Origin of the sequence: Streptomyces eurythermus (assembly GCF_014649115.1) — a bacterium.
Classification (GTDB): Bacteria; Actinomycetota; Actinomycetes; order Streptomycetales; family Streptomycetaceae; genus Streptomyces; species Streptomyces eurythermus.
The window spans coordinates 62,124-86,741 of sequence record NZ_BMSK01000005.1 but is presented as its reverse complement, the minus strand read 5'-3'; the positions used below and the strand labels follow the sequence as shown (position 1 = coordinate 86,741).

General features: G+C 74.9%; 20 protein-coding genes. 13 read left to right on the top strand and 7 right to left on the bottom strand.

Annotated features, from left to right (window positions below):
• Positions 1 to 54 precede the first annotated feature (54 nt).
• On the top strand, positions 55 to 1,326 hold the full coding sequence (locus tag IE251_RS10610) for a hypothetical protein (protein WP_189752655.1): 1,272 nt from the start codon (positions 55 to 57) through the stop codon (positions 1,324 to 1,326).
• A 31-nt stretch (positions 1,327 to 1,357) separates the two neighbouring features.
• Here IE251_RS10610 and IE251_RS10605 read toward each other — a convergent pair whose 3' ends face one another.
• From IE251_RS10605 to IE251_RS10575, 7 genes are all read right to left on the bottom strand, one after another.
• Positions 1,358 to 2,371 (bottom strand): sigma-70 family RNA polymerase sigma factor, encoded by a 1,014-nt coding sequence (locus IE251_RS10605; protein ID WP_189752654.1) that lies wholly within the window; start codon positions 2,369 to 2,371, stop codon positions 1,358 to 1,360.
• 106 nt (positions 2,372 to 2,477) lie between these two features.
• Positions 2,478 to 2,951, bottom strand: coding sequence for a DUF5994 family protein (locus tag IE251_RS10600; protein WP_229896689.1), 474 nt, complete (start codon positions 2,949 to 2,951; stop codon positions 2,478 to 2,480).
• 67 nt (positions 2,952 to 3,018) lie between these two features.
• A complete protein-coding gene (locus IE251_RS10595) occupies positions 3,019 to 3,318 on the bottom strand; it encodes an SCO5918 family protein (RefSeq protein WP_189752653.1) in 300 nt (99 codons plus the stop codon).
• Between the two features lie 82 nt (positions 3,319 to 3,400).
• A complete protein-coding gene (locus IE251_RS10590) occupies positions 3,401 to 4,903 on the bottom strand; it encodes a DEAD/DEAH box helicase (protein ID WP_189752652.1) in 1,503 nt (500 codons plus the stop codon).
• Between the two features lie 215 nt (positions 4,904 to 5,118).
• Complete coding sequence (locus IE251_RS10585; RefSeq protein WP_007383480.1) at positions 5,119 to 5,322, bottom strand: cold-shock protein; 204 nt, start codon at positions 5,320 to 5,322, stop codon at positions 5,119 to 5,121.
• A gap of 268 nt (positions 5,323 to 5,590) precedes the next feature.
• Positions 5,591 to 5,932, bottom strand: a complete 342-nt coding sequence (locus IE251_RS10580) for a MerR family transcriptional regulator (RefSeq protein WP_189752651.1) — start codon at positions 5,930 to 5,932, stop codon at positions 5,591 to 5,593.
• A gap of 368 nt (positions 5,933 to 6,300) precedes the next feature.
• Positions 6,301 to 7,665 carry a COG1470 family protein gene (locus tag IE251_RS10575; protein WP_229896688.1) on the bottom strand — a complete coding sequence of 455 codons (1,365 nt, stop codon included), beginning with the start codon at positions 7,663 to 7,665 and terminating at the stop codon, positions 6,301 to 6,303.
• Between the two features lie 231 nt (positions 7,666 to 7,896).
• Here IE251_RS10575 and IE251_RS10570 point away from each other — a divergent pair, with 231 nt between their 5' ends.
• The 12 genes from IE251_RS10570 to IE251_RS10515 all read left to right on the top strand — a co-directional run bounded on the left by IE251_RS10570 (position 7,897) and on the right by IE251_RS10515 (position 24,582).
• On the top strand, positions 7,897 to 8,592 hold the full coding sequence (locus IE251_RS10570; protein ID WP_189752650.1) for a helix-turn-helix transcriptional regulator: 696 nt from the start codon (positions 7,897 to 7,899) through the stop codon (positions 8,590 to 8,592).
• 221 nt (positions 8,593 to 8,813) lie between these two features.
• Positions 8,814 to 12,071, top strand: coding sequence for a DUF11 domain-containing protein (locus IE251_RS10565; protein ID WP_189752649.1), 3,258 nt, complete (start codon positions 8,814 to 8,816; stop codon positions 12,069 to 12,071).
• Positions 12,068 to 12,775, top strand: coding sequence for a Pvc16 family protein (locus tag IE251_RS10560; protein WP_189752648.1), 708 nt, complete (start codon positions 12,068 to 12,070; stop codon positions 12,773 to 12,775). The genes IE251_RS10565 and IE251_RS10560 overlap by 4 nt, the downstream gene beginning before the upstream one ends.
• A gap of 149 nt (positions 12,776 to 12,924) precedes the next feature.
• Positions 12,925 to 14,964: an ATP-binding protein gene (locus IE251_RS10555; RefSeq protein WP_189752647.1), complete on the top strand. Its 2,040-nt coding sequence runs from the start codon at positions 12,925 to 12,927 to the stop codon at positions 14,962 to 14,964.
• Positions 14,965 to 15,321: 357 nt separating this feature from the next.
• A complete protein-coding gene (locus tag IE251_RS10550) occupies positions 15,322 to 16,881 on the top strand; it encodes a phage tail sheath family protein (RefSeq protein WP_189752646.1) in 1,560 nt (519 codons plus the stop codon).
• A gap of 53 nt (positions 16,882 to 16,934) precedes the next feature.
• Complete coding sequence (locus IE251_RS10545; RefSeq protein WP_189752645.1) at positions 16,935 to 17,375, top strand: phage tail protein; 441 nt, start codon at positions 16,935 to 16,937, stop codon at positions 17,373 to 17,375.
• On the top strand, positions 17,372 to 17,875 hold the full coding sequence (locus tag IE251_RS10540) for a zinc-ribbon domain-containing protein (RefSeq protein WP_189752644.1): 504 nt from the start codon (positions 17,372 to 17,374) through the stop codon (positions 17,873 to 17,875). The genes IE251_RS10545 and IE251_RS10540 overlap by 4 nt, the downstream gene beginning before the upstream one ends.
• Positions 17,872 to 18,030, top strand: coding sequence for a DUF6760 family protein (locus IE251_RS10535; RefSeq protein WP_167346025.1), 159 nt, complete (start codon positions 17,872 to 17,874; stop codon positions 18,028 to 18,030). Before IE251_RS10540 ends, IE251_RS10535 begins: the two co-directional genes overlap by 4 nt.
• A gap of 4 nt (positions 18,031 to 18,034) precedes the next feature.
• Positions 18,035 to 21,451 (top strand): hypothetical protein, encoded by a 3,417-nt coding sequence (locus tag IE251_RS10530; protein WP_194552772.1) that lies wholly within the window; start codon positions 18,035 to 18,037, stop codon positions 21,449 to 21,451.
• 91 nt (positions 21,452 to 21,542) lie between these two features.
• Positions 21,543 to 21,968, top strand: a complete 426-nt coding sequence (locus tag IE251_RS10525; protein ID WP_189752642.1) for a phage tail protein — start codon at positions 21,543 to 21,545, stop codon at positions 21,966 to 21,968.
• A gap of 71 nt (positions 21,969 to 22,039) precedes the next feature.
• Positions 22,040 to 22,762, top strand: a complete 723-nt coding sequence (locus IE251_RS10520) for a CIS tube protein (RefSeq protein ID WP_189752641.1) — start codon at positions 22,040 to 22,042, stop codon at positions 22,760 to 22,762.
• Positions 22,759 to 24,582, top strand: coding sequence for a VgrG-related protein (locus tag IE251_RS10515; protein ID WP_189752640.1), 1,824 nt, complete (start codon positions 22,759 to 22,761; stop codon positions 24,580 to 24,582). Before IE251_RS10520 ends, IE251_RS10515 begins: the two co-directional genes overlap by 4 nt.
• Positions 24,583 to 24,618: the final 36 nt, after the last annotated feature.

Genomic DNA, 24,618 nt, shown 5'->3' with positions numbered 1-24,618 from the left:
GCGCGGCCCGCCGGCGCCCGGCGCCGCGGCCGACGTGAAGAACGGAGACCCAGCATGTCCCGCGACGAGGACTTCGAGACCGGGCTGGCCCGCGCGCTGCGCCGGACGGCCGGCGAGTTCCCGCCTCCCTCCGCCGACCTGGTGCGGCGCTCCGTCGGCCGGGGCCGCCGCAAGCGGCTGGCCGCCGCCGTCCGTATCACCGCCGCGGCCGCCGCCGTGGTCGCGGCGGGCGGCGGGCTGCTGGCCGCGGTCCCGCTCGGCGGGCACGGCGACGGCACCCCGGAGCGGCTGCGCACCGGCACCCAGGCCCGTGTCACCGGGCAGCCGGCGTCCCCGAAGCCCGCGCCGCCCAGCGGCGCGGAGATGGTCCGCACGCTCTCCGGACTGCTCCCGCCCGGCGGCACCGTCTCCGCCGCCACCGGCCGGGACGGCAGCGCGGGTGACGACATCGTCTGGCCGATGGCCAAGCTCACCTACACCACCGCGCGGGGCAGCACCGCCCTGGACGTGACCCTCACCCGGCCGACCCCCGGTGTCCCCGCCGACCAGCAGGGCCAGGGCGGCTGTCTGCCGGTGCAGGTGCGCCCCTACGACCGGTGCGCCACCGAGAAGCTCCCCGGCGGATCCGTGCTCACCACCGTCAAGTCGTTCACCTACCCCAGCCGGGACACCGGCCAGAAGCGCTGGTACGCCGTGCTGACCGCCGCCGACGGCGCCGAGGTGACGGTGCAGGAGTTCGCCGGCGGCGGGGAGAAGGAGGCGTCCGGCACGGCCGATCCGCTGCTGTCCCTCGCCGAGCTGTCCGCCATCGCGCGCAGCCCCCGCTGGGACAGCGCGCTCGCCGCGCTGCCCACCCCGCCGCGCGCCCCCGCCACCGGCGTCGAGGCGGTACCCGGCGACCGCATGACCCGGGTGCTGAAGTCCCACCTGCCCCACGGCGGCACCGTCTCCGACCTGAACGCCGACGACGGGCTGGTCCAGCTGGTCTACGACGACGGCCACGGCCGGAACATGGTCGAGGCCGACGCGCAGTACGACATGGCCGACGCCCTGGCCGGGCACATGGGCTGCGCCGGGGTGGCCGGTGACTGCCGGTCCGAGGCGCTGGGCGACGGCACCCGCGTCAAGACGGTCCGGGGACGGTCGGAGAAGGGCGGCTCGGCCCAGGTGTGGCAGGTCGACGTGCTGTACCCGGACGGCCGGCGGGTGGTGGCCCGCGAGGTGAACTCCTACGCCGAGGCCGGCCCGGTGACCCGGCCCCGGCCCGCGCTGGGCCTGGAGCTGCTGCGGGCCGTCGCGCTCGACAAGGCGTTCTTCACGGGCTGACCCGGACGCGTGGACCAGGGGGCGGGTGCGGTCAGCCCGCCCAGTCGAGCAGGCGCTCGCCCGTCTCGGGGGCCCGCAGCCGGCCGAGTGATTCCTTCTCCAGCTGGCGGACGCGTTCCCGGGTCAGGCCGACCTGCTCGGCCACCTGTTGCAGGGTGCGCGGGTGCCCGTCGTGCAGGCCGTAGCGCAGGCTGAGGATCATGGCCTCGCGCGGGGCCAGCACGCCCAGCGCGTCCCTGAGGTCCTCGGCGAGCGCCCGGTACTCGGCGACCTGGGGCGCCTGGAGGACGTCGGTGGCCGGGATGAGGTCGCCGACCACGGTCTCGCCGGTGTCGTCCACGGGCGTGTCCAGGCTGATCGTCTGCCGGCCGACCCGGCGCAGCCAGGCGACCCGGTCCTCGGCGAGGCCGCTCTCCCGCGCGACCTCGTCGTCCGTCGGCTCGTGGCCGATGCGCAGCTGGAGCTGCCGCTCGACCTTCGCCAGCTTCTGCAGCTGCTCGACGACGTGCATCGGCAGCCGGACGGTACGGGCGTGCTGGGCGAGGCCCCGCTCGATCGCCTGGCGGATCCACCAGGTGGCGTACGTGGAGAACTTGAAGCCCTTGGTGTGGTCGAACTTCTCCACGGCCCGCATCAGCCCGAGGTTGCCCTCCTGGATCAGGTCCAGCAGGGGCACCCCGCGGTGGGCGTGCCGTTTGGCGATCGACACCACGAGCCGCAGATTGGCCCGGATCATGTGGTCCTTGGCGTGCCGGCCGTCCCGTACGGCAGCCTCCAGCTCCTGACGCCGGTGCGCCGGGAGACGGTGCGCGTCGTCCCGCTCCAGTTCCCCGGCGGCGTACTGGCCGGCGTCGATGAGTCCGCCGAGGCGTACCTCGTCCTCGGCGTCGAGCAGGGGGGTCGCGGCGATCTGGTTCAGGTACTGGCCGAGCAGATCGGCCTCGTCGCCGGTTTCGGGGACCCGGCTCCGCGGGCGGGCGGAGCGGGCCGCGGTACGGCGGCGCTGCCGCGGGTCGGCCGTGGTGGTGCGTGCCGGAGCAGGCATTGTCTTCCGGCCTCCGACTCCTGTCGCTTCGGCTCTGTGCGCCAGAGCCCGGGCTTCGGCGACCGCCGGGTACCCGGCCCGGCTCCCGGGATGCGTACCGGGCGCCTCACCGCTCCCAGGTGGCGTCGGCGAACGCCAGCATGTGCGGGGCGGACAGGGCGTTGCAGGGATCGGCGGCGGTGGTCAGCAGCCAGCGTGCCGCGTCGGCGGGTTCGCCGGGCGGAACGACAAGCAGTTCCCGCCGCTCGCCGGTGCCGGTGTCCAGGAGGATGGTGTGCGCCTCGGTGTCGACGGCCGACAGGGAGACCAGGATGAGGTGGCCGGGGGCCGGCACCCGGTGCGGGACGTCGGGCCAGGCGGCGGTGTCCACGGTGACGTGGACGACCGTGCCGAGTCCCGCGGCCAGGGCGCCGGCCAGGGCCGGCAGTTCCAGTTCCAGCGCGTCGCAGCGGGGCCACCAGGCGCCGTCCAGCGGGCCGTGGCCGCCGTCCGGGGTCAGGGTGAGCCGGGGAAGGGGCATCCGGTAGGTGTGCGCCCCGGCCGGCGGGTGGTGCCCGGCCGGGTTTCCGTTCCTGTCCATGCGTACGATCCCGTCCCGGACGGGCCTCGCGGCCGCCCGTTTGCGTCGTGGCGCCGGTGTGGGGCCGCTAGGCCAGCGGGGTCTCCGCCCAGGGCAGCGCCGAGGGCTCGCGGTGCTCCGGCGGGCGGGGGGCCGCGGCCTCGTGGCAGGTGAAGCCGAGCCTGGTCAGCGCCCGGCTCACCTCGGCCGCCGTGAAGTCGCGGCGGTCCTGTCCGGTGATGACCTGCCCGACCTGCTTGACCGGGTAGACCCGGCTGCCGACGGTCACGCAGACGCCGACGGCGGGCTCGGGGGAGACGCCCTCCATCGACTGCTCGACCTCGGACTTGGTCAGGTCGAAGGGGAAACGGGCGATGACACAGCGCATGGTGCCTCCAGCGGAGCGGTCGGGGTGGGGGTGGGGCCGCCGGGGGCGGGGTGCCGCCCGGCGGTCACGGGGTCGGAGCGGGTCAGCGGCTCCCCTCGGCGGCGGGACGCCCGGACGGCGCGCGCCGGGCTCCCCGGCCCCGCCGGGACCGGCCACGCCCGCCGGCCCCGGCGGCGCCGGTGCGCTGGGGGCGTTCGGCGGCCGGCACGGTGACGGTGACGGGCACGCCCGAGGGGGTGCGGGCGCCGGTGATCCGGTTCAGCTCGGGCTCGCCCGGGCGCACGCGGGTGGTGCGGGCGGTGATGCCCGCGGTGCTCATGAGGCGGTCCACCGCGCGCCGCTGGTGCGGCAGCACGAGGGTGACGACCGTGCCGGACTTGCCGGCGCGGGCGGTACGGCCGCCGCGGTGCAGGTAGTCCTTGTGGTCGGCGGGCGGGTCGACGTTCACCACGAGGTCGATGTCGTCGATGTGCAGGCCGCGGGCGGCGACGTTGGTGGCCACCAGGGCCGTGACATGGCCGTCCTTGAACTGGGCGAGGGTGCGGGTGCGCTGCGGCTGGGACTTGCCGCCGTGCAGCGCCGAGGCCCGTACGCCGACCGACAGCAGGTGCTTGGCCAGCCGCTCCGCCGCGTGCTTGGTGTCCAGGAACATGATCACCCGGCCGTCGCGGGCGGCGATCTCGGTGGCGGCGGTGTGCTTGTCGTCGTCGTGGACGTGCAGCAGGTGGTGTTCCATCGTGGTGACCGCGCCCGCCGACGGGTCGACCGAGTGCACGACGGGGTCGTGCAGGTACCGGCGCACCAGGAGGTCGATGTTGCGGTCCAGGGTGGCGGAGAACAGCAGCCGCTGGCCGTCCGGGCGGACCTGGTCGAGCAGGGCGGTGACCTGGGGCAGGAAGCCCATGTCGGTCATCTGGTCGGCCTCGTCGAGGACGGTGACGGACACGCGGTCCAGCCGGCAGCCGCCGCGGTCGATGATGTCCTTGAGGCGTCCGGGGGTCGCCACGACGATCTCGGCGCCGGCGCGCAGCGCGGACGTCTGGCGGCCGATCGACATGCCGCCGACCACGGTGACCGAGCGCAGGCGCAGTGCCCGCGCGTACGGGGCGAGGGCCTCGGTGACCTGCTGGGCCAGTTCCCGGGTGGGTACGAGGATCAGGGCGAGCGGCTGCCGGGGCTCGGCCCGCTGTCCGGCCAGGCGGGCCAGCAGGGGGAGTCCGAAGGCGAGGGTCTTGCCCGAGCCGGTGCGGCCGCGGCCCAGGACGTCCCGGCCGGCCAGCGTGTTCGGCAGCGTCGCCGCCTGGATGGGGAAGGGCGCGGTCACGCCTTCGGCGCGCAGCGCCTCCCGCAGGGGCTCGGGCAGGTCCAGGTCGGCGAAGTCCTCCACCGGCGGCAGCGCCTCGGTGAGGGTGACGGGCAGGGCGAACTCACCGCGGGGTGCCCGGCGGGCTCCCTGGTTCTGTCCCTGGGAACCCTTGGCGCGGGTGGTGTTGCGTGCGGACCGGAAAGGAGCGGAGTCGTTGCCGGTACGGCGACCGGTGCCGCCGGTGGCTGCGGCGCCACGGCTACGACGGGTGCGGTTCATGATGAGGAACCTCCTCGATGTGCACGGCACGTGTCGAGGAATTCCTTTCGGCGGTACGCAACCGCGGCAGAATTCACAAGAATGAGCCGAAGAAAGAGCCGGAAAGGCCGGAAAGGGGCCGGTCGGCGGGTAAAGGGGCCCGGCGTCCGCCGGGCAAACGGACCGGGGCCCGCACCCCAAGAGCGCGGGCCCCGACCTCGTAGAACGCGTCAGCGTCAGGCGGGAACGATGTTCTCGGCCTGCGGGCCCTTCTGGCCCTGCGTGACGTCGAAGGTAACCTTCTGGCCTTCCTGAAGCTCGCGGAAGCCGGAGGTGGCGATGTTCGAGTAGTGCGCGAACACGTCGGCGCCGCCGCCGTCCTGCTCGATGAAGCCGAAGCCCTTTTCCGCGTTGAACCACTTCACGGTGCCAGATGCCATATTGAATCTCCCTAGGGGCATGCCGTGATCCGCACTGTGCGGATCCCGAGTCGCCGCGATGATTCACCCCTTAGGGGCCCGGAAAGTCCGGGAAATCAAAACTGCAACTGTTATCACGATAACACGGCCCGGCCCGACGCACCCAGCTTTTTTGTCTCCCGGTCCTGGTGGGGCGATATTCTGGAGCGGCTCCGTCGGAAAACCTTTCGGCGCGCTGCGGGCAATTCTCCAGTGGCGGGGACAGATATGCGGTCGTGCTCAGCCGTGATCAGCGGCCGTCGCCGGTGCCGGGCCCGTCCGGCCGGCGGCGCAGTTCCTCGTTGTCCCGCAGCGCCTCGCCGAGCCGGTCCTCGAGGTCGATGATGCGGCACGCGGCCTCGACGGGGGTGCCCTGGCCGACCAGTTCGCGGGCGCGGGCGGCGATGCGCAACTGGCGGCGGGAGTACCGCCGGTGGCCGCCCTCCGAGCGCAGGGGAGTGATCAGCCCCGCCTCGCCGACGGCCCTGAGGAACGCGGGCGTGGTGCCGAGCAGGTCGGCGGCGCGGCCCATCGTGTAGGCGGGGTAGTCGTCGTCGTCCAGATGGCCGGCGGGCGGGTGGTCGGCGGGCATGGCACCTTCGGTCGGGGGGCGGCGGCCGTGTGGCCCCCGGTGCCCCTAACCCTAACGGCGGCGCGTACGCGTATGTGGTGCCGCCGCGACAGATTTGCCGTACGCGGCCCCGCCGGCCGGCACCGGCCTCCCCGGACACCGTCTCGCACGGCCGGCGCCCCGCTCGCCGGACGCCGTGCCGGGCGGCCGGCACCCGGCTCCCGGACACCCCTCCGCGCAGGGCGAAACCGCCGCTCCGGGGGCGGCTTCGCGGTCCCCGGAGCGGCGGTTTTCGGTCCCATGCTGGCTGTTTCCGGACGCACCAAGATCAAACTCTTGGCAGATACACCCAATATCGGCCCACAATGCCTCCGAGCATGCGGGTGGAGTTACTGGGCGGTACGCCTGAGTGTCCCGCTCACGTTCACGACCTCGTGGCACCCCTGCGCCTGGCGCCCGGTAGCCGGAGTGCCGGGCTTCTCGCAGGTCACTTCGACGGTCACGGTGTCGTTCTCGGGGATCTTGATGGGGGTCACCCAGTGGTAGTCCTGGTTGCGGAAGGTCTCCAGCGCGATGGTGGTGATCTTGCGGTCCCCGAAGGTGATCGTCATCAGGCCCTCGTCACCCTGGAAGTTGGCGATGACGATGTCCGTGACCTCGAAGACGTTGTCCTCGGGCACCGGATACGTGCCCGGCTTGGTCTGGCCGCGGGTCGACTGGACGTCGATGGTCTGCGAGACCTGTCCGCCGCCGACCCCGGTGCCGCCGTCGACCGCCGTGCCGTCGCCGCCCGCCCCGCCCGGACCGCCCGTGCCCTGGCTGCCCGAACCGGCGCCGGGCGCCGTCCCCTTGCCCGTACCCGTACCCGTGCCGGGAGCGGTGCCCGGGGTCTGCCCGTCCGCGCCCTGTTCCCCGGCGGGCGTGGGCCGCGGCTGGACCGCCTCGGTGGCCGCTTCCTTGGCGGCGCTGCGCACCGCCGGGCGGACCAGCATGAACCAGGCCAGCAACAGCGCGAGCAGCGCGGCGAGCAGGGCGAGCAGCCACTTGGGGAAGATCGGGATCTGGACGAACTCGGCGTCCAGCGGCGTCCGTACGGCGGGCTCGTCCTGCCCGGGCGCGTCCTGCTCGCCGGTCTCGGCGGCGTCCACGGTGAACGGCCACACCACCGGGGCGCCGAACCACACCGGCTTGCCGGTGCGGACCCGCAGGCCGATCTCCGCCGACTCGCCGGGCTCCAGCGGGTGTTCCGCCGGGGTGAAGGCGAACGCCAGCTCCTCGCCCGCCTGTCCGGCGGTGAAGCCGACCCGCACGGGGGTGTTGCCCTGGTTGCGTACCGCCAGCCGGTACCGTCCGCGCAGCCAGCCGCGCCGCCTGCGCGGGGCCAGCTCGCTGTGCAGCTCGTGGAACGCCCCGATGCGCACGGTGGTCTCCAGCACCCGCACCGACTCGGGGTGCTCGGCCGGCAGCACCCGTACCCCGAGGGGTACCTCGCCGGCCCGGACCTCCGGGGACCGCGGGGGCTCCAGGCGGAGCGTCACCGTCTCGGACGTGCCCGGATACAGGGAGACCCGCGCGGGCTCCACGGTGGTCCAGGCGGCGCAGTCACCGACGATCTCCAGGCTGTACGCCTCGACGATGTCGCTGTCGTTGCGCACGGTCACGGTGGTCGTGGCGATGTCCCCCGGCGCCACGACCACTTCCGGAATGTCGAGTCCGGGAGCGCCGGGGCTGGAAGAGGCTGCAGAAGGCGTCACGCCAGCACGGTAGACCGGGCCCGGGTGCCCCACGAGAAGCGCGAGGGCAATGCCCGGGCAGTCCTGGTGCCCCTGCGGTCACCCGTCAACTCCCCGAGGGCAGCGGACCGTTGAGCGGCCGCTGTCCCGGGTGCGCCGTCCCCCGGCGCTCGTCCCCGCCCTCGCACCACCCGACCAGCACTCATCAGACAGGTACCCCTCATGTCCAGCTTCGAACAAGGCGGTTCGGCCATGCCTGCCGCTACCACCTCCCCTGGGCCGGCCCCGGCCTGGGCCTCGCACCGGACCCCTTCCGCCGACCGTCCCGACCGGGTCACCGTGGCCGTGTACGCCGCCGACCCGGTGCTGCGCCTGGGCGTCGTCCAGCAACTGCGCCAGCGTCCCGAGATCGACCTGCTCGCCGACGCCGACGCCGAACGGGCCGAGGTGTCGCTGGTGGTGGTGGACCACGTCGACGACGACGTGGCCGCGCTGCTGCACCGGCTGCGGCACAACACCGCCACCCGTACCGGCCTGGTGGTCGCCACCCTCGGCGCCGGCTCGCTGCAACGCGTCATCGAGTGCGGGGTCGCGGCGGTGCTGCGGCGCGCCGAGGCCGACCAGGACCAGCTGCTGCGGCTCGTCCTGGCCATAGCCAATGGCGAGGGCGTCCTGCCCGGCGACCTGCTCGGCAAGCTCCTCAGCCATGTGGGCAGCCTCCAGCGGTCGGCGCTCGATCCACGGGGGCTGTCCCTGTCCACGCTGACCACCCGGGAGGCGGACATGCTGCGGATGGTGTCGGAGGGCCTGGACACCGCCGAGATCGCCCGCAAGACGTCGTACTCCGAACGGACCGTCAAGAACATCCTGCACGAGGTGATCACCCGGCTCCAGCTGCGCAACCGGGCCCACGCGGTCGGCTACGCGCTGCGCAACGGGCTGATCTGACAGGGCGGCCCGACCGCCCAACGGCTGATACGACCGGACGGCCCGACCGCACAACGGGCCGATCCGGCGCGACGGTCCGCCCGGGCAACGCGCGCTGCCCGAAAGCGCACCGCGCGTTTCCCCCGGGTATGGACCCGCCGCCCTCCCGTTCTCGCGCGCGCCCGGGACAGGGTGGCGGGGGCACACCCGGATTGCCGCACCAGACTGCGAGGGGGACCTTGATGGGAACCGCTGGCCCCGGCGGGCGGTACCGCCTGGGGCGGCTCGGCGCGACGGCGCTGTTGCTGATCCCCCTGCTGGGCGCGACCGCGGCCTCCGGCGAGAACGGCACCGCCGACGCCTCGCCACGGGTGGCCACCACGGCCCCGGAGACCCGGATCGCGTTCGCCGGCACCCGGCACCGCAGTCTCGGCGTGCCCACCTCCGACAACAAGAAGAGCGTCCCGCTGTTCGACGAGGGCCCGGTCTACAACGACGTCCCGGTCCACAACGACATCCAGCCGTCCGCCCTGGGCGACCAGCTGGTCTTCGCCGGCCGCCGCGACGAGAAGGACCCGCAGATCTATCTGCGGTCCGCCGACGGTTCCGTGCGCCGTCTCACCTTCGGCATGGACGCGGCCCACCCCCGGCTGACGCCGGACGGCGCCGTGGTCTTCGACGCGGCCACGCCCGGCGGCCCGGACGGCAAGACCCAGCGCGATCTGTGGCGGGTGGGCACCGACGGCTCCGGGCCGACCCAGCTCACCAAGACCCCCGCCGACGAGACCTACCCGACGGTCTCCCCGGACGGGAAGCACATCGCGTACTCCAGCGACGGGGACACGGCGGACGGCGCGCAGATCTACGTGCGGCCCCTGGTCGAGGGCATCCCCACCCAGGACCCCCCCACCCGGGTCACCGATCCCAGGAACGGCACGGCCACCGAACCGATCTGGAACCCGGTGGACGACGACACCCACCGCGGCCTCATCGCGTACACGGCGACCAAGGGCGACCAGTCCCAGCTGAGGGAGACGAACGGCACCGGCACCACCGACGGGCCGCTGCTCGGCGGGAACCGGGAGAATTGGCGGGCGCACGCCCCGGCCTGGATGCCGGGCGGGGACGAGGTGCTGTTCCTCAGCCCCGAGATCACCTGCCAGTGCGAGGGCGACTACGACCACGTGTTCCGCGCCAAGCGGCACGACGCCGGGACGCCCGGCCTGGTGCTGAACGAGGACCGGGAGGTCTCCTCGCCCACCTGGCTCGGCCCGCTCGACGGCGGCCGGGCGGTGGTGGAGCACATCACGGCCGAGGGCCCGCACACGGTGACGCTCCAGGACATCCGGGCGGACGGGGCCGACCCCCGCGATCTGAACCTGACGATCCTGAACGAGGACCCGGAGGCCGACACCAACACCGACGCGGGCAAGGACCCGCTCTTCCAGCCCCGGCCGGGCTACGACCCGTGGACCGAGCGGCAGAGCTACACACCGGACGGCCGCCGGATCGTGGTGACCCGTTTCCTGGGCGACCCCGGCAGCCGCGTCGAGGAGATCTGGCTGGCGGACGCCGACGGCACCCACCCGGAGGCGCTGAAGCTCGACGGACGCGGACCGGGCGTCCGGGACACCGACCCGGCGTTCTCCCCGGACGGCAAGTACCTCGCCTTCACCCGGATCACGCCGGGCACCGACGGGGCCGCGGCGACCAGCAAGGTACTCATCGCGGACGTCGCCGACGGCAGGATCACCGGCGAGATCGTCCCGCCCGACACAGAGCTCCCGGGCCAGGACGCCCAGCCCACCTGGTCGTCCGACGGCACCATGCTGGCCTTCACCCGCAACAAGCTGGTCTACGGCGCCGGCGGCAACAAGCACATCTGGACCGTGCCCGTGAAGGACGTGAAGGACCCGGCCCAGCAGATCGACCTGAGCGAGAAGATCTGCCCGGGCACCTGCGCGGTCATCGACGACAGCCCCGCGTTCTCCCCCGACGGAGGCAGCATCGCCTTCAACCGGAAGAACGGCGGCGGTGTGGTCGACACCGGCGAGCACAACGGCATCATCGTGACCTCCGTGAAGGGCGACGACTGCAAGGTGCTCCTGCCCGGCTCCGCCCGCGACGTGCCGAACGCCTGCCGCCGCGAACTGCCGGAGAACCCCGGTCCGTTCCAGCCCCGGGACGCCGCCTGGACGCCCGACGGAAAGTCCCTGGTGCTCAGCTCCCGCCCCAGCCGGCCGGTCAACAGCCCGGAGAAGCTCAAGGTGCTGAACGTCGTGACCGGCGAGCTGACCAAGCTCACCAACGACCTGCCGGGCCGGCACAAGGAGCCCACCGTCCAGCAGTCCGTCGACCTCGCCGTCCGGGCGCCCGGGACCGTCCCGGACGTGACCGTCGGCGACTCCACCACGGTTCGCGTCGAGGTGGTGAACAACGGCCCCGCCGCCTCTCCCGGCACCCGGCTGACCATCGACCCGCCCGCCGGGGTCACCGTCACCCGGATCATCCGCCCCGACGGCAGCTGCGTCCCCACGTCTCTTCAGTGCGACCTGGGCGTGGTGCCGCCGGGTACGACGGTCCCGGTGGACGTCACCCTCACCGGGGTCACCCCGGGGGACGCGCCGGTCGGCTGGTCGGTCACCGGTACGGTCCTCGACCCGAGGCCCACCGACAACGCGGGCCGGACCGTGGTGCCGGTGCGCACGCCCCCGCCGCCGACCCCGACCCCGACGCCCACCCCCACTCCGACCCCGACCCCCACCCCGACTCCGACCGTGCCCCCGGCTCCCACCCCGACGCCGACACCGCCGCCCACCGTGCCGCCGGTGCCGCCGCAGCCGCCGGCGCCGAAGGCCGGGCCCGGCGTGCGCGTCACGGCCCAGCCGAACCCCGGCTACGTCGGCGGCCGGGTCGTGGTGACGTACACCGTCCGCAACGGCCGTGACGCGCTGGCCACCGGGCTGCGGCTGCGCATCGGACTGCCCGCCGGCATCCCCGACAGCGGACCGCCGCCGGGCTGCGACGCCTCCTGGCTGTGCGCGCTGCCGGACCTCCAGCCGGGCGCGAGCACCGTCGTACGCGTCGTCCTCAGCCCCAAGAAGGCGATGACCGGCCAGGTCACCGGCGTGCTCACCACCACCGGCACGGACGCCGACCGGAGCGACAACACCGCCCGGCAGCGGCTGCGCATCCTCCAGCCGCGCATCATCGCCGTACCGGACATCGGCAAGCCCGGCTTCGTCACCTCCGTGCGCGGCAAGGACTTCCCGCCGGGAGTGCCGGTGCGGTTCACCTGGAAGCCGGGGATCACCGCGGCGGCGGCGCCGACCGTGCCCAAGGCCGACGGCACGTTCATCGGCCAGCTGCTCATCCTCGCCAAGGACCAGACCGGGCCGCGCGTCATCATCGCCAAGGGCCCCGGGTTCTCCCCGGTGCAGACCGACTTCCTGGTGGTCAGCGGCAGCATCCAGCCGCCCGACGAGGTGACCCGCCGGTGATCCACGAGGTCGACGAGGGGCTGCGCCGGCTGCTCGCCGAGTCCGGCCTGGAGGCGTCGGGCGTCGAGGTCGTCTTCGACGCCCCCACCCGGGACTGGGCCGCGCGCCGCAGCGCGCCCACGGTCTGTGCCTTCCTGTACGACATCCGGGAGGACGCCACCCGGCGTGGCAGCGGCGCGGGCGAGGTGTACGACGCGGACGGGCAGCTCGTGGCGCGGCGCACCCCGCCCCGCTGGTTCGACCTGACGTACCTGGTCACGGCGTGGGCGAGCCGCCCGCAGGACGAACACCGGCTGCTGTCCCAGGTGCTCTCCAGCCTGGTGGCCTTCGACACGCTGCCCGCGCGGCTGCTCACCGGCACGCTCGCCGAACTGGGCCTGACGGTGGGCCTGGACGTCGCCGGGGCCGCCGCCGACGTACCGGCCGCCGCCGATGTGTGGTCGGCGCTCGGCGGCGAACTGAAGGCGTCGCTGGGGGTACGGGTACGGGCGCCGCTCGCCGGGGCGGTCACGGCCGTCGCGCCGCCGGTCACCGAGGGACTCGTCGTACGGTCCGCCGCCCGGCGCGCGGACGGGCAGGCGGACCCCGGGCGCCGGCTGCGCTACACGGAGGTGAGCGACCCGGGCCCGCAGGGCTTCGCCGGCCCCCGCGAACGGGGCGCGGCCCCCGCCCGCCGCCGCCATCGGGGGGACCGTCAGCCGTGAGCCGCGGGACCGGGACGACCGAGACGATCGACACGCCTGACACACCTGACGCCTGGGAAAGCGCCGAGAGGAACGAGACCGGTGAGACGGTCGGGGCTTCTGCGACGGACCGCGCCGCCGCCGGGCCGGCCGGGGAGCCGGACACCCGAGTGGACGCTCTGTGGGAGCGGCTGCGGGTCGTGGAGGAGCGGGTGCGGTGGGCGGTGGAGGCGCGGCGGGCCGGGGATCCCGATCCCGACGACCCGTACCGGGGGCAGTACCTCACCCCCGAGGCCGCGGCGCGCATCCTGGACGAGCCGGGCGGGCTCGGCGTGCCCGGCCCGGACCCCTGGCAGCCGCCGGCCGGTTCCGTCCTCGCCTCTCTCGCCGCGCGGTTCGGGCTGTCACCGCTGGATCTGGATCTGCTCCTGGTCGCGGTGGCGCCCGATCTCGACGCGCGGTTCGAGCGGCTCTACGGCTACCTCAACGACGACCTGACCCGCCGCCGGCCCACCGTCGGGCTCGCCCTGGAGCTGTGCGGGCTCGCCGGGGCGGCACCCGCGCGGTTCCGGCTCGCCCCCGGCGCCCCGTTGGTCGCGGGCGGCCTGGTGGAGGTCACCGAGCCGGAGCGGCCGCCGCTGTCCCGCGTCCTGGCGGTCCCCGACCGGGTCACCGCCCATCTCCTCGGCAACGCGTGGCCCGACGCCCGGCTGGCCGGCGTGCTCGACGAGGCCCGTGAGGACCCGACCGCCGAGCCCGAGGCGGTGCGCCGCACGGCGGCGGCCGCCCGGACCGGCACCGGCCTGGTCCATCTGCGCGGCCGGGGCGACACCGTCGGCCTGGCCGTCGCCGCGCTCGGCGCGGCGGGCCCGCGCCCCCTGGTGCTGGACGCGGCGGCGTTCGCCCGGCGCTCCGCCGACGTCCCGGAGCTGGCGCGGGTGGCCGCCCTCGAGGCCCGGCTGACCGGCGCCGGGGTGGTCCTCGGCCCGCTGGAGGCCCTGCCCGACGAACCCGCCGAACGGGCCCGCACGCTCCGGACGCTGTGCACGGCGCTGCGCGGCATCCCCCTGCTGATCCACGGCACCCCCGGCTGGGACCCGGCCTGGGCCGCCGACACCCCCGTCGTCCTGACCGTGCCGGCGCCCTCGCCCGAACGGCAGGCCGCACGCTGGCGGCACGCCCTGGAGCGGGCCGCCGGTGACGGCTCCGTACCCGGTGACGCCGAGGAGCTGGCCCGGGCGGTGGCCGCGCACCGCCTGGACTCCGGGCAGGTGCGCCGCGCCGCCGACGTGGCCGTGCGCACCGCCGCCCTCGCGGGCCGCCCGGTCCGCCCCGACGACCTGCGCATCGCCGTACGCGCCCAGAACGGCGCGGGCCTGGACCGGCTGGCCCGCCGGGTGGAGCCCTCGGTCGGCTGGGACGACCTGGTGCTGCCGCCGCTCACCCACCGGCGGCTGCGCGAACTCGCGCTGCGCGCCCGCCACCGGGAGCAGGTCCTCGGGCAGTGGGGGATGCGGCCCGGCGGCGGCCGCGGCCGCGGGGTGATCGCGCTGTTCGCGGGCGAGTCGGGCACCGGCAAGACCATGTCCGCCGAGGTCGTCGCGGCGGACCTGGGCATGGACCTGTACGTGGTGGACCTGTCCACGGTCGTCGACAAGTACGTGGGCGAGACCGAGAAGAACCTGGAGCGGATCTTCACCGAGGCGTCGGCGGTCAACGCCGTGCTGCTCTTCGACGAGGCCGACGCGATCTTCGGCAAGCGCTCGGAGGTGAAGGACGCGCACGACCGGCACGCCAACATCGAGTCGGCGTACCTGCTCCAGCGCATGGAGTCGTTCGACGGGATCGCGGTGCTGACCACCAACCTGCGGGCCAACCTGGACGAGGCGTTCACCCGCCGGCTCGACGTGATCGCCGACTTCCCGGTGCCCGACGCCACCCAGCGGCTCGCCCTGTGGGAACGCTGCCTGGGCGACCGCCTGCCCCGGGCCGGCGACCTGGACCTCGGCTTCTGCGCCGACCGCTTCGAACTGGCCGGCGGCTCGATCCGGGCCTGCGCGGTGACCGCGGCCTACCTCGCGGCGGAGTCCGGGGCGCCGCTCACCATGAGCCAGGTGGTGACGGCGATCGCCCAGGAGTACCGCAAGCTGGGCCGCCTGGTCCTGGAGACCGAGTTCGGCCCGTACCTGTCGGAGGCCGTGCGCGCCTGAGGGCCGGAAGCGGTGGGTTGCGGGGCTCCGGCCGCCGCGACTCCCCAGGGGCGCGGGGTACTGCGCGACCAGCCCGGACGCACCCGCACCCGGCAGCGCACCGGCACCCCCACGGCGAGACCCGCGTCCGCGGCCCGTCGGCGCCCCAGTGCACCGCCCGCGTGTCCGGCATGTCCAGGGCCGTAGGGGCAGAGCCGGGGCAACGGCGAAGGGCGGGCGGGCGGTCGGGGCGGGATGGGAAAGGCAGCGGTCCTGCCCCCGGTCCGGTCCGCACGTCCCTGTCCCCCCGGCACGTCTGCCCCGCAGACTCGGCCTGGACACAGGTGACCCACCCGCAAGGACCCCGAAGGAGCGAGCATGCCGACGTACCTCACCCCGGGCGTGTACGTGGAGGAGGTGCAGTCCGGTGCCCGACCGATCGAAGGGGTCGGCACCGCCGTCGCCGCGTTCGTCGGGTTCGCCGAGACCGGCCCGTTCCACACCCCGACGCTGGTCACCAGCTGGGACCAGTACACCCAGCTGTTCGGCGGCTTCACCGAGGGCACCTACCTGGCCCACTCGGTCTACGGCTACTTCGCCAACGGTGGCGGCGCCGCCTACGTGGTGCGCATCGGCGGCTCCGCCCAGGACGCCTCCGCCCCGGCCGCCGAGGCCGGCGGACGGCGCGAGGCCCGCGCGGCGCAGCCCGCCGAGCTGGGCGGCTTCCTGATCGCGGCCCGGCCGGGCGCCGCCGGCGTGTCGGTGGAGATCGCCGACGCCGACGGCGAGAACCCGCCGGAGGACCGCTTCAAGCTGCTGGTCCGCCAGGGCGACCAGGTCGCGGAGACGTACGAGGCCTCCACCCGGAAGAACGTCAAGGGCTACCTGGTCACCCAGGCCCGCGGCTCCCGGCTGATCGAGGTCACCGAGCAGCAGGGCGCCACCCAGACCCGGCCCGCCAACCAGACCGTGCCGCTCGCCGAGGCCCCGGCCGCGCCCGCCCCCGCCGGCGCCGGCGCGGTGGCCCGCCTCGACCCGGCCGAGTACGTCGGCGACGCGGCGGCCCGCACCGGGTTCGGCGGCCTGGAGAGCATCGACGAGATCACCATGGTCGCGGTGCCGGACCTGATGAGCGCCTACCAGCGCGGCGACATCGACGCCGAGGGCGTGCGCACCGTGCAGCTCGCCGTGATCTCGCACTGCGAGCAGATGGGCGACCGGGTCGCGGTCCTGGACACCCCGCCCGGGCTCAACGCCCAGCAGGTGCGCACCTGGCGCAACGACGAGGCGGGCTACGACTCCCGGTACGCCACCCTCTACTACCCGTGGGTGCGGGTCTTCGACCCGGCCGCCGGACGCAACACCACGGTCCCGCCGAGCGGTCACATCGCCGGTGTGTGGGCGCGCAGCGACGCCGAGCGCGGCGTGCACAAGGCGCCCGCCAACGAGGTGATCCGCGGCGCGGTCGACCTGGAGCTGCGGCTCAGCAAGGGCGAGCAGGACCTGCTCAACCCGATCGGCGTGAACTGCGTACGCGCCTTCCCGGGCCGGGGCATCCGGATCTGGGGCGCCCGCACCCTCTCCTCCGATCCGGCCTGGCGCTACCTGAACGTGCGCCGGCTCTTCAACTACCTGGAGGAGTCGATCCTCCTGGGCACCCAGTGGGTGGTCTTCGAGCCGAACGACGACCGGCTGTGGTCGAGCATCCGGCGCAACGTCACCGCGTTCCTCACCGAGGAGTGGCGCCGGGGCGCGCTGTTCGGCCGCACCGCCGAAGAGGCGTTCTACGTCAAGTGCGACCGCGACAACAACCCGCAGGAGTCCATCGACCAGGGCCGGGTCGTCTGCGAGATCGGCGTCTCGCCGGTCAAGCCCGCGGAGTTCGTGGTGTTCCGGCTGGCCCAGTTCTCCGACAGCACCAGTCTCATCGACGAGTGAGACGAGCCAGACCAGTGACCCGCGGGTCCAGCAACGGAAGGTGACAGACAGTCATGGCAACGGGCGATGCTCTTTCCACCCACGTCTTCGGCGTGCAGCTCGGTGGCTACCTGGTCGAATCGATCCAGGAGATCAGCGGGCTGACCGTCGAGGAGGACGTCGTCGAGGTCAAGCAGGTCACCGCGGAGGGCAAGCAGATCATCCGCAAGCAGCCCGGCGGCCGGCAGGCGGGCGAGATCACGATCACCCGGGGACTCGACCAGAGCAGTGAGTTCACCAACTGGATCAAGGAGACCCTGAACAACGGGGCCGTCAACACCGCCCGGCAGAACCTCACCATCGAGATCAAGGACTCCGAGGGCAGCACGGTCCGCCGCATCCAGCTGATGCAGGGCTGGGCCTCCAAGTGGGAGGGCCCTTCCCTCAAGGCCGGCGAGTCCGCCGCGGCCACCGAGTCCGTCACCATCGTGTTCGAGGAGATCATCGTCGAATGAGGCGTCGTACCGTGACGGCGGGCAACCTGGAGGAGATCCTTCAGCTGACGACGCCCGCCACGGCGGCCGAGCCGGCGGCGGCGCCCCCCGCCGCCGCCCCGGCCCCGCCGCCGCGCGAGGAACCGCACGGGCTGCGCACCGAGTTCGAGTTCGTGCTGCCGCGCGGCTACGTCGACGAGGCGGGCACGGTGCACCGCGAGGGCGCGATGCGCCTGGCCACGGCCCGGGACGAGCTGCGGCCGCAGATCGACCTGCGGGTCAAGGAGAACCCGGCGTACCTGAGCGTGGTGCTGCTGAGCCAGGTGATCACCCGGCTCGGCACCATCACCGATGTGCACGCCGGGATCGTGGAACGGATGTACGCCACCGACGTCGCCTTCCTCCAGGACTTCTACCGCCGCGTGAACAGCGAGGGCCACACCCGGGCGGCGGTGACCTGTCCGCACTGCGAGGGCGGCTTCGAGGTCGACCTCTCGGGTGGGCGCCTGGGGGAATCGTGACGTACGCCCTTCCCCGGCTCCGGGAGGAGGTCGCGTACATCGCCTATCACTTCCACTGGTCGAGGGAGGAGATCCTCGACCTGACCCATGACGAACGACGGCAGTGGGTGGCCGAGATCGCCCGTATCAACACCCGCGTGAACGAAGGCGGTTGAGCACATGGCATGGCGGGACAGGCTGCGCCGCCGGTCCGCCGGGACGGGGGGCGCCCGGCGCGGGGAGCGTGACGGTGCCCCGGCTGCCGCCGTGCCCGGTGCTCCGGCCGCCGCCGCGCCGGACGCTCCGGCCGCCTCCGTGCCCGCCGACTGGGACGGCGGCTGGCGCCGTACCGCGCCGCCGGAGCTGACCGTGTCCCGGGCGCCGCTCGGCGTCAGCGACGGTCTCGCCTTCCGGTCCGGCCTCGCCGCCTGGCAGAACCCGTCGTTCGACTCCGGCCTCGCCCACGCCCTGCTGCCCACGGCCCCGACGGGCCTGGTCCACGGCGTCACCCACCGCCCGGCCGCCCCTCGGGCCACCCGCACCGAAGGAGGCCCGCTGCTGCTGCGGGCGCTGCGGAGGGAGGGCGACCGGGAGACCCCGGACGGACCGGCGCCGGCCGATCCGGCTTCCTCGGGTCCGGCTTCCTCGGGTTCGACGTCCTCGGGTCCGGCCGCGTCCGCATCGGCTCCGTCCGGTCCGGCTGCTCCGGGCGTCGGGCCTTCCCGTGCTTCCCGTGGCGGGGCCGCGGGGCAGGGGCGTACGGGTGACGCCCCGCCGAGTCGTGGCCTCGCGTCCGCCGGTTCCCCCGCCGTGCTGTCCTCGTCGTCGTCTCCCGCCGTCCAGCGGTCGGCCGAGCCCGGCGCCGGTCCGGTGGTGACTCCGGCCGGCCCCGGCCACCGGCCCACCGCACCGGAGATTCCGGTGGTGCGGCGGGTGACGGCGGTTCCGGGCACGGCCGTCGGCACGGCCGCGCCGGGCGGGTCCGCCTCTCCGGCGCGGTCCGGCTCCGGAGGAGGCGCGCGGGCGCAGGCGTCCCGCGCCCCCGGATCCGACGGGTCCGACGACGTGCCCCGTCCGGCCGTCCGGCCCCGCCCGACGAGCCCCTCCCTGACCGTGGCCCGCCGCCCGGCAGGCGCCGTGCGCCGCGTGCCCGCACTGCGCCCGCCGGCTCCGGCCCCGGCTCCGGCTCCGGCTCCGGCTCCGGACAAGGGCGCCCAGGCACCGGCCCGCCCCGCCGCCGGCAAGGCCCCCGAGGCGCCGGGCGACGCCGCGACGAGAACGCGCCCGGCCGACCCCGCGCAGGGTACGGCGACCCGTGCGCCCCTCGGCGCCCCGCTCACCGAACTCCCCTCCACGGCACGGCCGCTGACGGACAACAGCCCGGTCCAGCGGGCCACGTCCGGCACCGCTCCGGCGCCCGGCCCGGCGCTCCCCGTCGTCCAGCGCCAGGCCGAGGGCGCGTCCGGTACCGCAGGCTCGCCCGACAGCGGGCCGAAGGGCGCGGCCCAGCGCACCCCGGACGGCCCCGCCGGTACCCCGGCCCGGCCCGCCGCCCGCAGTGGGGCACGCGCCCGCGGCGGCCTGGGCGCGCCCCTGCCCGAGCTGCCGCCGAGCGCCGACATCCCGGGCGGCCGGGGTGACCGGCGTGCTCGGGTACGACCGGACCGGGCACCCGGAGCCGCGCCTGACCAGGGACGTACGACCACCGGGGCCGCGTCGCCCGCGACCGGAGGCAACGGCACGGACGCTCCGCCGCCGGGCCCCGCCACCGTGCAGCGCCGTCCGGCGACGGGCCCCGCCGACGGGAACGGGCCGGGGGCCGGTGCCCCGTCGCACCCCGGAAGCGGTCCGGACGCCCCGCTGCTGGGCGAGGGCGCGGCGCGGCCCGGCCCGGCGGCGGAGTCCGCCGACGGGCGCACCCCGGAAGCCGGTACGCATCTCGGAAACGGCCTGGCCGCACCGCTGTTGGGCAAGCCCACCGTGCAGCGGAGCGCGGCGGCGGACCCGGTGGCCGGTACCCGTCCCGGAAGCGGCCTCGACGCGCCCCTGGTGGAGAAGCCCACCGTGCGGCGAAGTGCGGGGACCGACACCGGCGCCCGGCCGTCGCGTTCGGGTGGCGCTCAGGACGCGCCGTCGGCCGGGAAGAGTGTCGTACAGCGTCGTCCGGCGGACGGTTCCGCCGAGGGGCGTGCTGCTGGGGCCGTTACGCCGTCGCGCTCGGGCGGCGCTCCGGATGCGCCGTCGGCCGAGAGGAGTGCCGTACAGCGTCGTCCGGCGGACGGTTCCGCCGAGGGGCGTGCTGCTGGGGCCGGTACGCCGTCGCGCTCGGGCGGCGCTCCGGACGCGCCGCTGCTCGGCAAGGGCGTCGTGCAGCGCGGTCTGACGGCGGACTCCGCCGGCGGGAGCGCCCCGGAGACGGTCACCCACTCCGCGGACGGCCCCGCCACGCCGCTGGTGACACCACCCCAGGTCCAGGCCGGCGCCTCCCAGGCTCCCGCCACGGGCGGGTCACCCGCCATGCCTCCGGGCCGGGCAGGAGACACGCGGCGCCCCGGCACGGCCCCTGGTGCCCGGCGCGGCTCCGCCGCCGGGACCCCGGTCGTCGTCGCGCGGGCCGTGGCCGACGGCACGTCCGGTGGGCCGGGCGCCCCGGGTGCCCGGCGTCCGGGAGCGGCCGGGCAGTTCCCGCTCACCGTGGCCCGCCCGGCCCCCGCGGCGCCCCGTACCCTCTCGCTGCTCGCCGCGCGTCCGCTCACCCTGAACACCCGGCCCGCGGCGGGAGCGGCGGCGCCCGCCGCCCCCCGCCCCACCGGCCGTCCCGTGGTGCCGGTCCGGTGGCCCGGTACCCCGGACCACCAGGGTCCGGCCACCCCCGCCCGGTCCGGGGCCGCCCCCACGGCGACCGGCGTCCAGCGGGCCCCGGCCGCGCCGGCTCCCGGAAACCCGGCTCCCGTTCAGCGTGCCTCCGGTCCGGCGCCCGTACGGGCCTCCGCCCCCGTGCGCCCCGGCCCGCGGCCCTCGGCCACGGTCCAGCGCGTCCCCGTCGTCCGCCCGGCCCCGCCCCGCGCGGAGTCGTCCGGGCCGGGCGCCTCCACCACGTCCGCCCCTTCCGCGCCCCCCGTACCCGCGCGGGCCCTTCCGGTGACCGCCCCGCAGGCGCCGCCGCTCGCGGAGCGCCCGCCGACGGCGGGGGCCCGGGCACCGGCGACGCCCGTGCCCGTGGTCCGGTGGCAGAACCCCGCGCGGGCCGGTGCCGCCGGGGGCAAGGCGCCCGTGGTGCAGCGCGCCGGTGACGACGCGTCCCCGGCCGGGCCGACGCGCGGCCGCCGGCGGTCGGCCACCGTGTCCGGTACGTCGTCCGGTACGGCGTCCGGCTCGTCGTCCGGTACGGCGTCCGGCTCGTCGTCCGGTACCTCGTCCCGTTCGTCGTCCGTCGGCAAGAGCGCGACCCGGCGGGCCCCCGAGACCCCGCCCGACCCCGGTCACGACCTGGACGAGCTGGCGCGCCGGCTGATCGACCCGGTGGCCCGGCTGCTCCGTGCCGAGCTGCGGCGCGGCCGGGAGCGCACCGGCCGTCCGCACGACGGGCGCCGCTGAGACCACGGACAGGGATGAGGCGACCCGATGAACGACGCCACGCCAACACGAAAGAAGGCCTGCCCGAGGCCACGGAACGGATGACGGACGAATGACGGACAACATCTTCGCGACGAGCGTGTTCTTCCGGCTCGCGATCGGCGGCGACGACCTGGGCGCCTTCCACACCTGCTCCGGCATGGGCGCCGAGGTGGAGATCGAGACCTACGCCGAGGGCGGCAACAACGGCTTCACCTGGCAGCTGCCCGGCCGCGTGAACTGGACGAACATCACGCTCACCCGGCCGGTCACCGCCGACACGGTGAAGATCGGCCGCTGGCTGGACGAGACGCTGAAGCGGGTGGAGCGCAAGGACGGCGAGATCGTCGCGCTGCGGCCGGACCTGACCCCGATCATCAGCTGGCAGGTGTTCGGGATCGTCCCGGTGCGCTGGCAGGGGCCGTCCTTCGACCCCAGCAGCTCCGAACCGGCCGTGGAGACCCTGGAGATCGCCCACGAGGGACTGCGCCCGTCCTGACCCCCGCCGTCCGGACCCGCCCCGCCTGTTGAGCCGTACCCGCCCGCGCCCGTGAGAAAGGAAGTCCCGGCATGTCACCATCGTTCCGTTCCAGCCGGGCCAGGGCCCAGCTGACCCTGAGGGAGCCCCCCGCCTCGGTCGGAGCCAAGCCCGGCGGCACGATCGCGCGGCTGAACCTCCAGTTCAACCCCTCCACCCTGGAACTGCGCAAGACCACCGAGTGGCGGCGCACCCCCTCCCGGATGGCGGGGGAGTCGGCACTGCCCGAGTTCGTCGGCAGCGGCCCGCGCGAGCTGAGCCTGGAGGTGTTCCTGGACGCCACCGCCACCCACGACAACTCCGTGGAGCAGGCGGTGGAGAAGCTGATGAAGGGGTGTGTGCCGACCCCGGCCAGCCTGGGCCGGAAGAAGCCGGCCAGCCCCTGGGTGCGGTTCGAGTGGGGCACCGCGCGGACCACCTCGTTCGACGGGGTGCTCTCCAGCCTGTCGGTGACGTACACCCTCTTCGACGTGGACGGCAGGCCGCTCAGGGCCACCTGCGCGCTGTCGATCGAGGAGGCGAGCGTCGACCCGGCGGGCCAGAACCCGACCTCCGGCGCGCGCACCGCCCGCAGCACGCACACGGTGGTGGCGGGCGACAGCCTGGCGATGCTGGCCTGGCGGGAGTACGGCGACGCGACGGCCTGGCGGGTCATCGCGGAGGCGAACGGAATCGACGACCCGATGGCGCTCGTGCCCGGCACCGAACTGGTGGTGCCGGGACTGCGGGACGCCGGCGGTGAGGAGGAGCGGTGACCACACCGGAGGCGTGGGGCGGCCGGTCGTTCGCGGCGGACCCCGTCATCGAGACGCCCGGCGAGCTGCCGCAGGTCTGGGCCGCCCAGCTGGTGAGCTGCGTGGTGGACGAGAACGTGGGCCTGCCGGACGCGGCACAGCTCACCTTCCGCGACCCCGACCACGAGTTCCTGCGGGCGGTCGGCATCACCATCGGCACCCCCCTCAGGGTGTCGGTGGTGACGGTGAACGGGCAGGCCCGCGAGCGGCTGTTCGACGGTGAGGTCACCGCCCTGGAGGTGGACCGGGACCGTACCGGCTCGTTCACGGTGGTGCGCGCCTACTCCAAGGCGCACCGCCTCCAGCGCGGCCGGAAGGTGGTGGCGTACCGGAACATGACGGCGGCCGCGATCGTCCGCAAGGTGGCCGCCGGGGCCGGGCTGGCCTGCGGCACCGTGGAGGCCGCGCCGGTCACGTACAAGCAGCTGTCCCAGGCGAACGTGTCCGACTGGGACTTCCTGCAGTACCTCGCGGCCGAGAGCGGCGCGCAGGTACGCGTGGACGACAAGGGTGTGCTCCAGTTCACCAAGCCGACGCAGGCGTCCGGGGCGCCCGCGCCGGACACCCCGGCCACCCGGAACCCGATGGTGCTGGAGTACGGGCGGAACCTGCTGGCGCTGCGGGCCTCGCTGTCGGCGGCGGACGGCGCCGCGCAGGTGGAGGTGCGCGGCTGGGACGTCACCACGAAACGCCCGCTGGTGGCGCGGCAGCCGTCGGTGGAGAGCGACACGGTGGTGCCGGGGCTGAGCCCGGCGTTCGCCGCCCGGTTCGGCAGGCAGTCCAAGCTGACCGTCACCGACACCCCGTACCGCACCCATGCCGAGACGACCGCCGTCGCCGACGCCGTCGCCGGTCAGGTGAGCGCCGGATTCGCGGACCTGGAGGCCCTGGTCGAGGGCAACCCGCGGCTGCGGGCGGGCAAGCCGGTCGCGCTCGGCAACGTCGGCCCGGCGTTCTCCGGCAAGTACACGGCGACGGCCGTGCAGCACGTCCTGGAGCCGCACGGCGGGTACCGGACCACGGTGTGGGTGAGCGCCAGCCCCGACCGCTCCCTGACCGGCCTGGTGACCGGCGCCAACGCGCCGAGCCGCGGCCCGCGCATGCCTGGGTTGGCGATCGGCGTGGTCACGGACGTGCGCGAGCCGGGCGGTGCCGAGAGCGGCGCGGTGAAGCTGCGGTTCCCCTGGCTGGACGACACGTACACCACCGACTGGGTGCGCACCGTGCAGTGGGGCGGCAAGGGCGGCGGAGGCGTGGTGAGCCCCGAGGTCAACGACGAGGTCCTGGTCGGCTTCGAACAGGGCCTGCTGGACAGCCCGTACGTCATCGGCGGGCTGTACAACGGCGTCGACGAGCCCTCCCCGCACGACGTCCCGCTGATCGACGGCACCACCGGCAGGGTCAACCGGCGCTCCCTCGTCTCCCGCTCCGGGCACCGGGTGGAGCTGCTGGACGCCAGGGCCCCCGGCCCGTCCGGGGTGCGCCTGCGCACCGCCGACGAGCGCCTCGAAGTGTTCCTGGACGACCGGCGCGACCGGATCGAGCTGACGGTGTACGCCAGGGGCCGGCAGCCCCTCACCTCCGTCGTGCTCGACGCCAAGGGCATCACCCTGGACGCGGGCCGGGGCGATGTGAGCGTGTCGGGCCGGAACGTGGACATCCAGGGCCGGGTCGGCGTGAAGGTCGGCGGCCGGTCGGTGAGCGTCACCGGCAGCTCGGACGTCACCGTCGACGGCGGCCTGCTCGGTGTCCTGAAGGCCAAGCTCATCCGCATCAACTGACCCGTCACCCCCAGCAGTCAACCGAACCCTCCGAGG

What these genes read in the sequence shown, in the direction of transcription:
- IE251_RS10610 (WP_189752655.1), top strand. Translation starts at nt 55, where the DNA reads ATGTCCCGCGACGAGGACTTCGAGACCGGGCTGGCCCGCGCGCTGCGC.
- IE251_RS10605 (WP_189752654.1), bottom strand. Translation starts at nt 2,371, where the DNA reads ATGCCTGCTCCGGCACGCACCACCACGGCCGACCCGCGGCAGCGCCGC.
- IE251_RS10600 (WP_229896689.1), bottom strand. Translation starts at nt 2,951, where the DNA reads ATGGACAGGAACGGAAACCCGGCCGGGCACCACCCGCCGGCCGGGGCG.
- IE251_RS10595 (WP_189752653.1), bottom strand. Translation starts at nt 3,318, where the DNA reads ATGCGCTGTGTCATCGCCCGTTTCCCCTTCGACCTGACCAAGTCCGAG.
- IE251_RS10590 (WP_189752652.1), bottom strand. Translation starts at nt 4,903, where the DNA reads ATGAACCGCACCCGTCGTAGCCGTGGCGCCGCAGCCACCGGCGGCACC.
- IE251_RS10585 (WP_007383480.1), bottom strand. Translation starts at nt 5,322, where the DNA reads ATGGCATCTGGCACCGTGAAGTGGTTCAACGCGGAAAAGGGCTTCGGC.
- IE251_RS10580 (WP_189752651.1), bottom strand. Translation starts at nt 5,932, where the DNA reads ATGCCCGCCGACCACCCGCCCGCCGGCCATCTGGACGACGACGACTAC.
- IE251_RS10570 (WP_189752650.1), top strand. Translation starts at nt 7,897, where the DNA reads ATGCCTGCCGCTACCACCTCCCCTGGGCCGGCCCCGGCCTGGGCCTCG.
- IE251_RS10565 (WP_189752649.1), top strand. Translation starts at nt 8,814, where the DNA reads ATGGGAACCGCTGGCCCCGGCGGGCGGTACCGCCTGGGGCGGCTCGGC.
- IE251_RS10550 (WP_189752646.1), top strand. Translation starts at nt 15,322, where the DNA reads ATGCCGACGTACCTCACCCCGGGCGTGTACGTGGAGGAGGTGCAGTCC.
- IE251_RS10545 (WP_189752645.1), top strand. Translation starts at nt 16,935, where the DNA reads ATGGCAACGGGCGATGCTCTTTCCACCCACGTCTTCGGCGTGCAGCTC.
- IE251_RS10540 (WP_189752644.1), top strand. Translation starts at nt 17,372, where the DNA reads ATGAGGCGTCGTACCGTGACGGCGGGCAACCTGGAGGAGATCCTTCAG.
- IE251_RS10530 (WP_194552772.1), top strand. Translation starts at nt 18,035, where the DNA reads ATGGCATGGCGGGACAGGCTGCGCCGCCGGTCCGCCGGGACGGGGGGC.
- IE251_RS10525 (WP_189752642.1), top strand. Translation starts at nt 21,543, where the DNA reads ATGACGGACAACATCTTCGCGACGAGCGTGTTCTTCCGGCTCGCGATC.
- IE251_RS10520 (WP_189752641.1), top strand. Translation starts at nt 22,040, where the DNA reads ATGTCACCATCGTTCCGTTCCAGCCGGGCCAGGGCCCAGCTGACCCTG.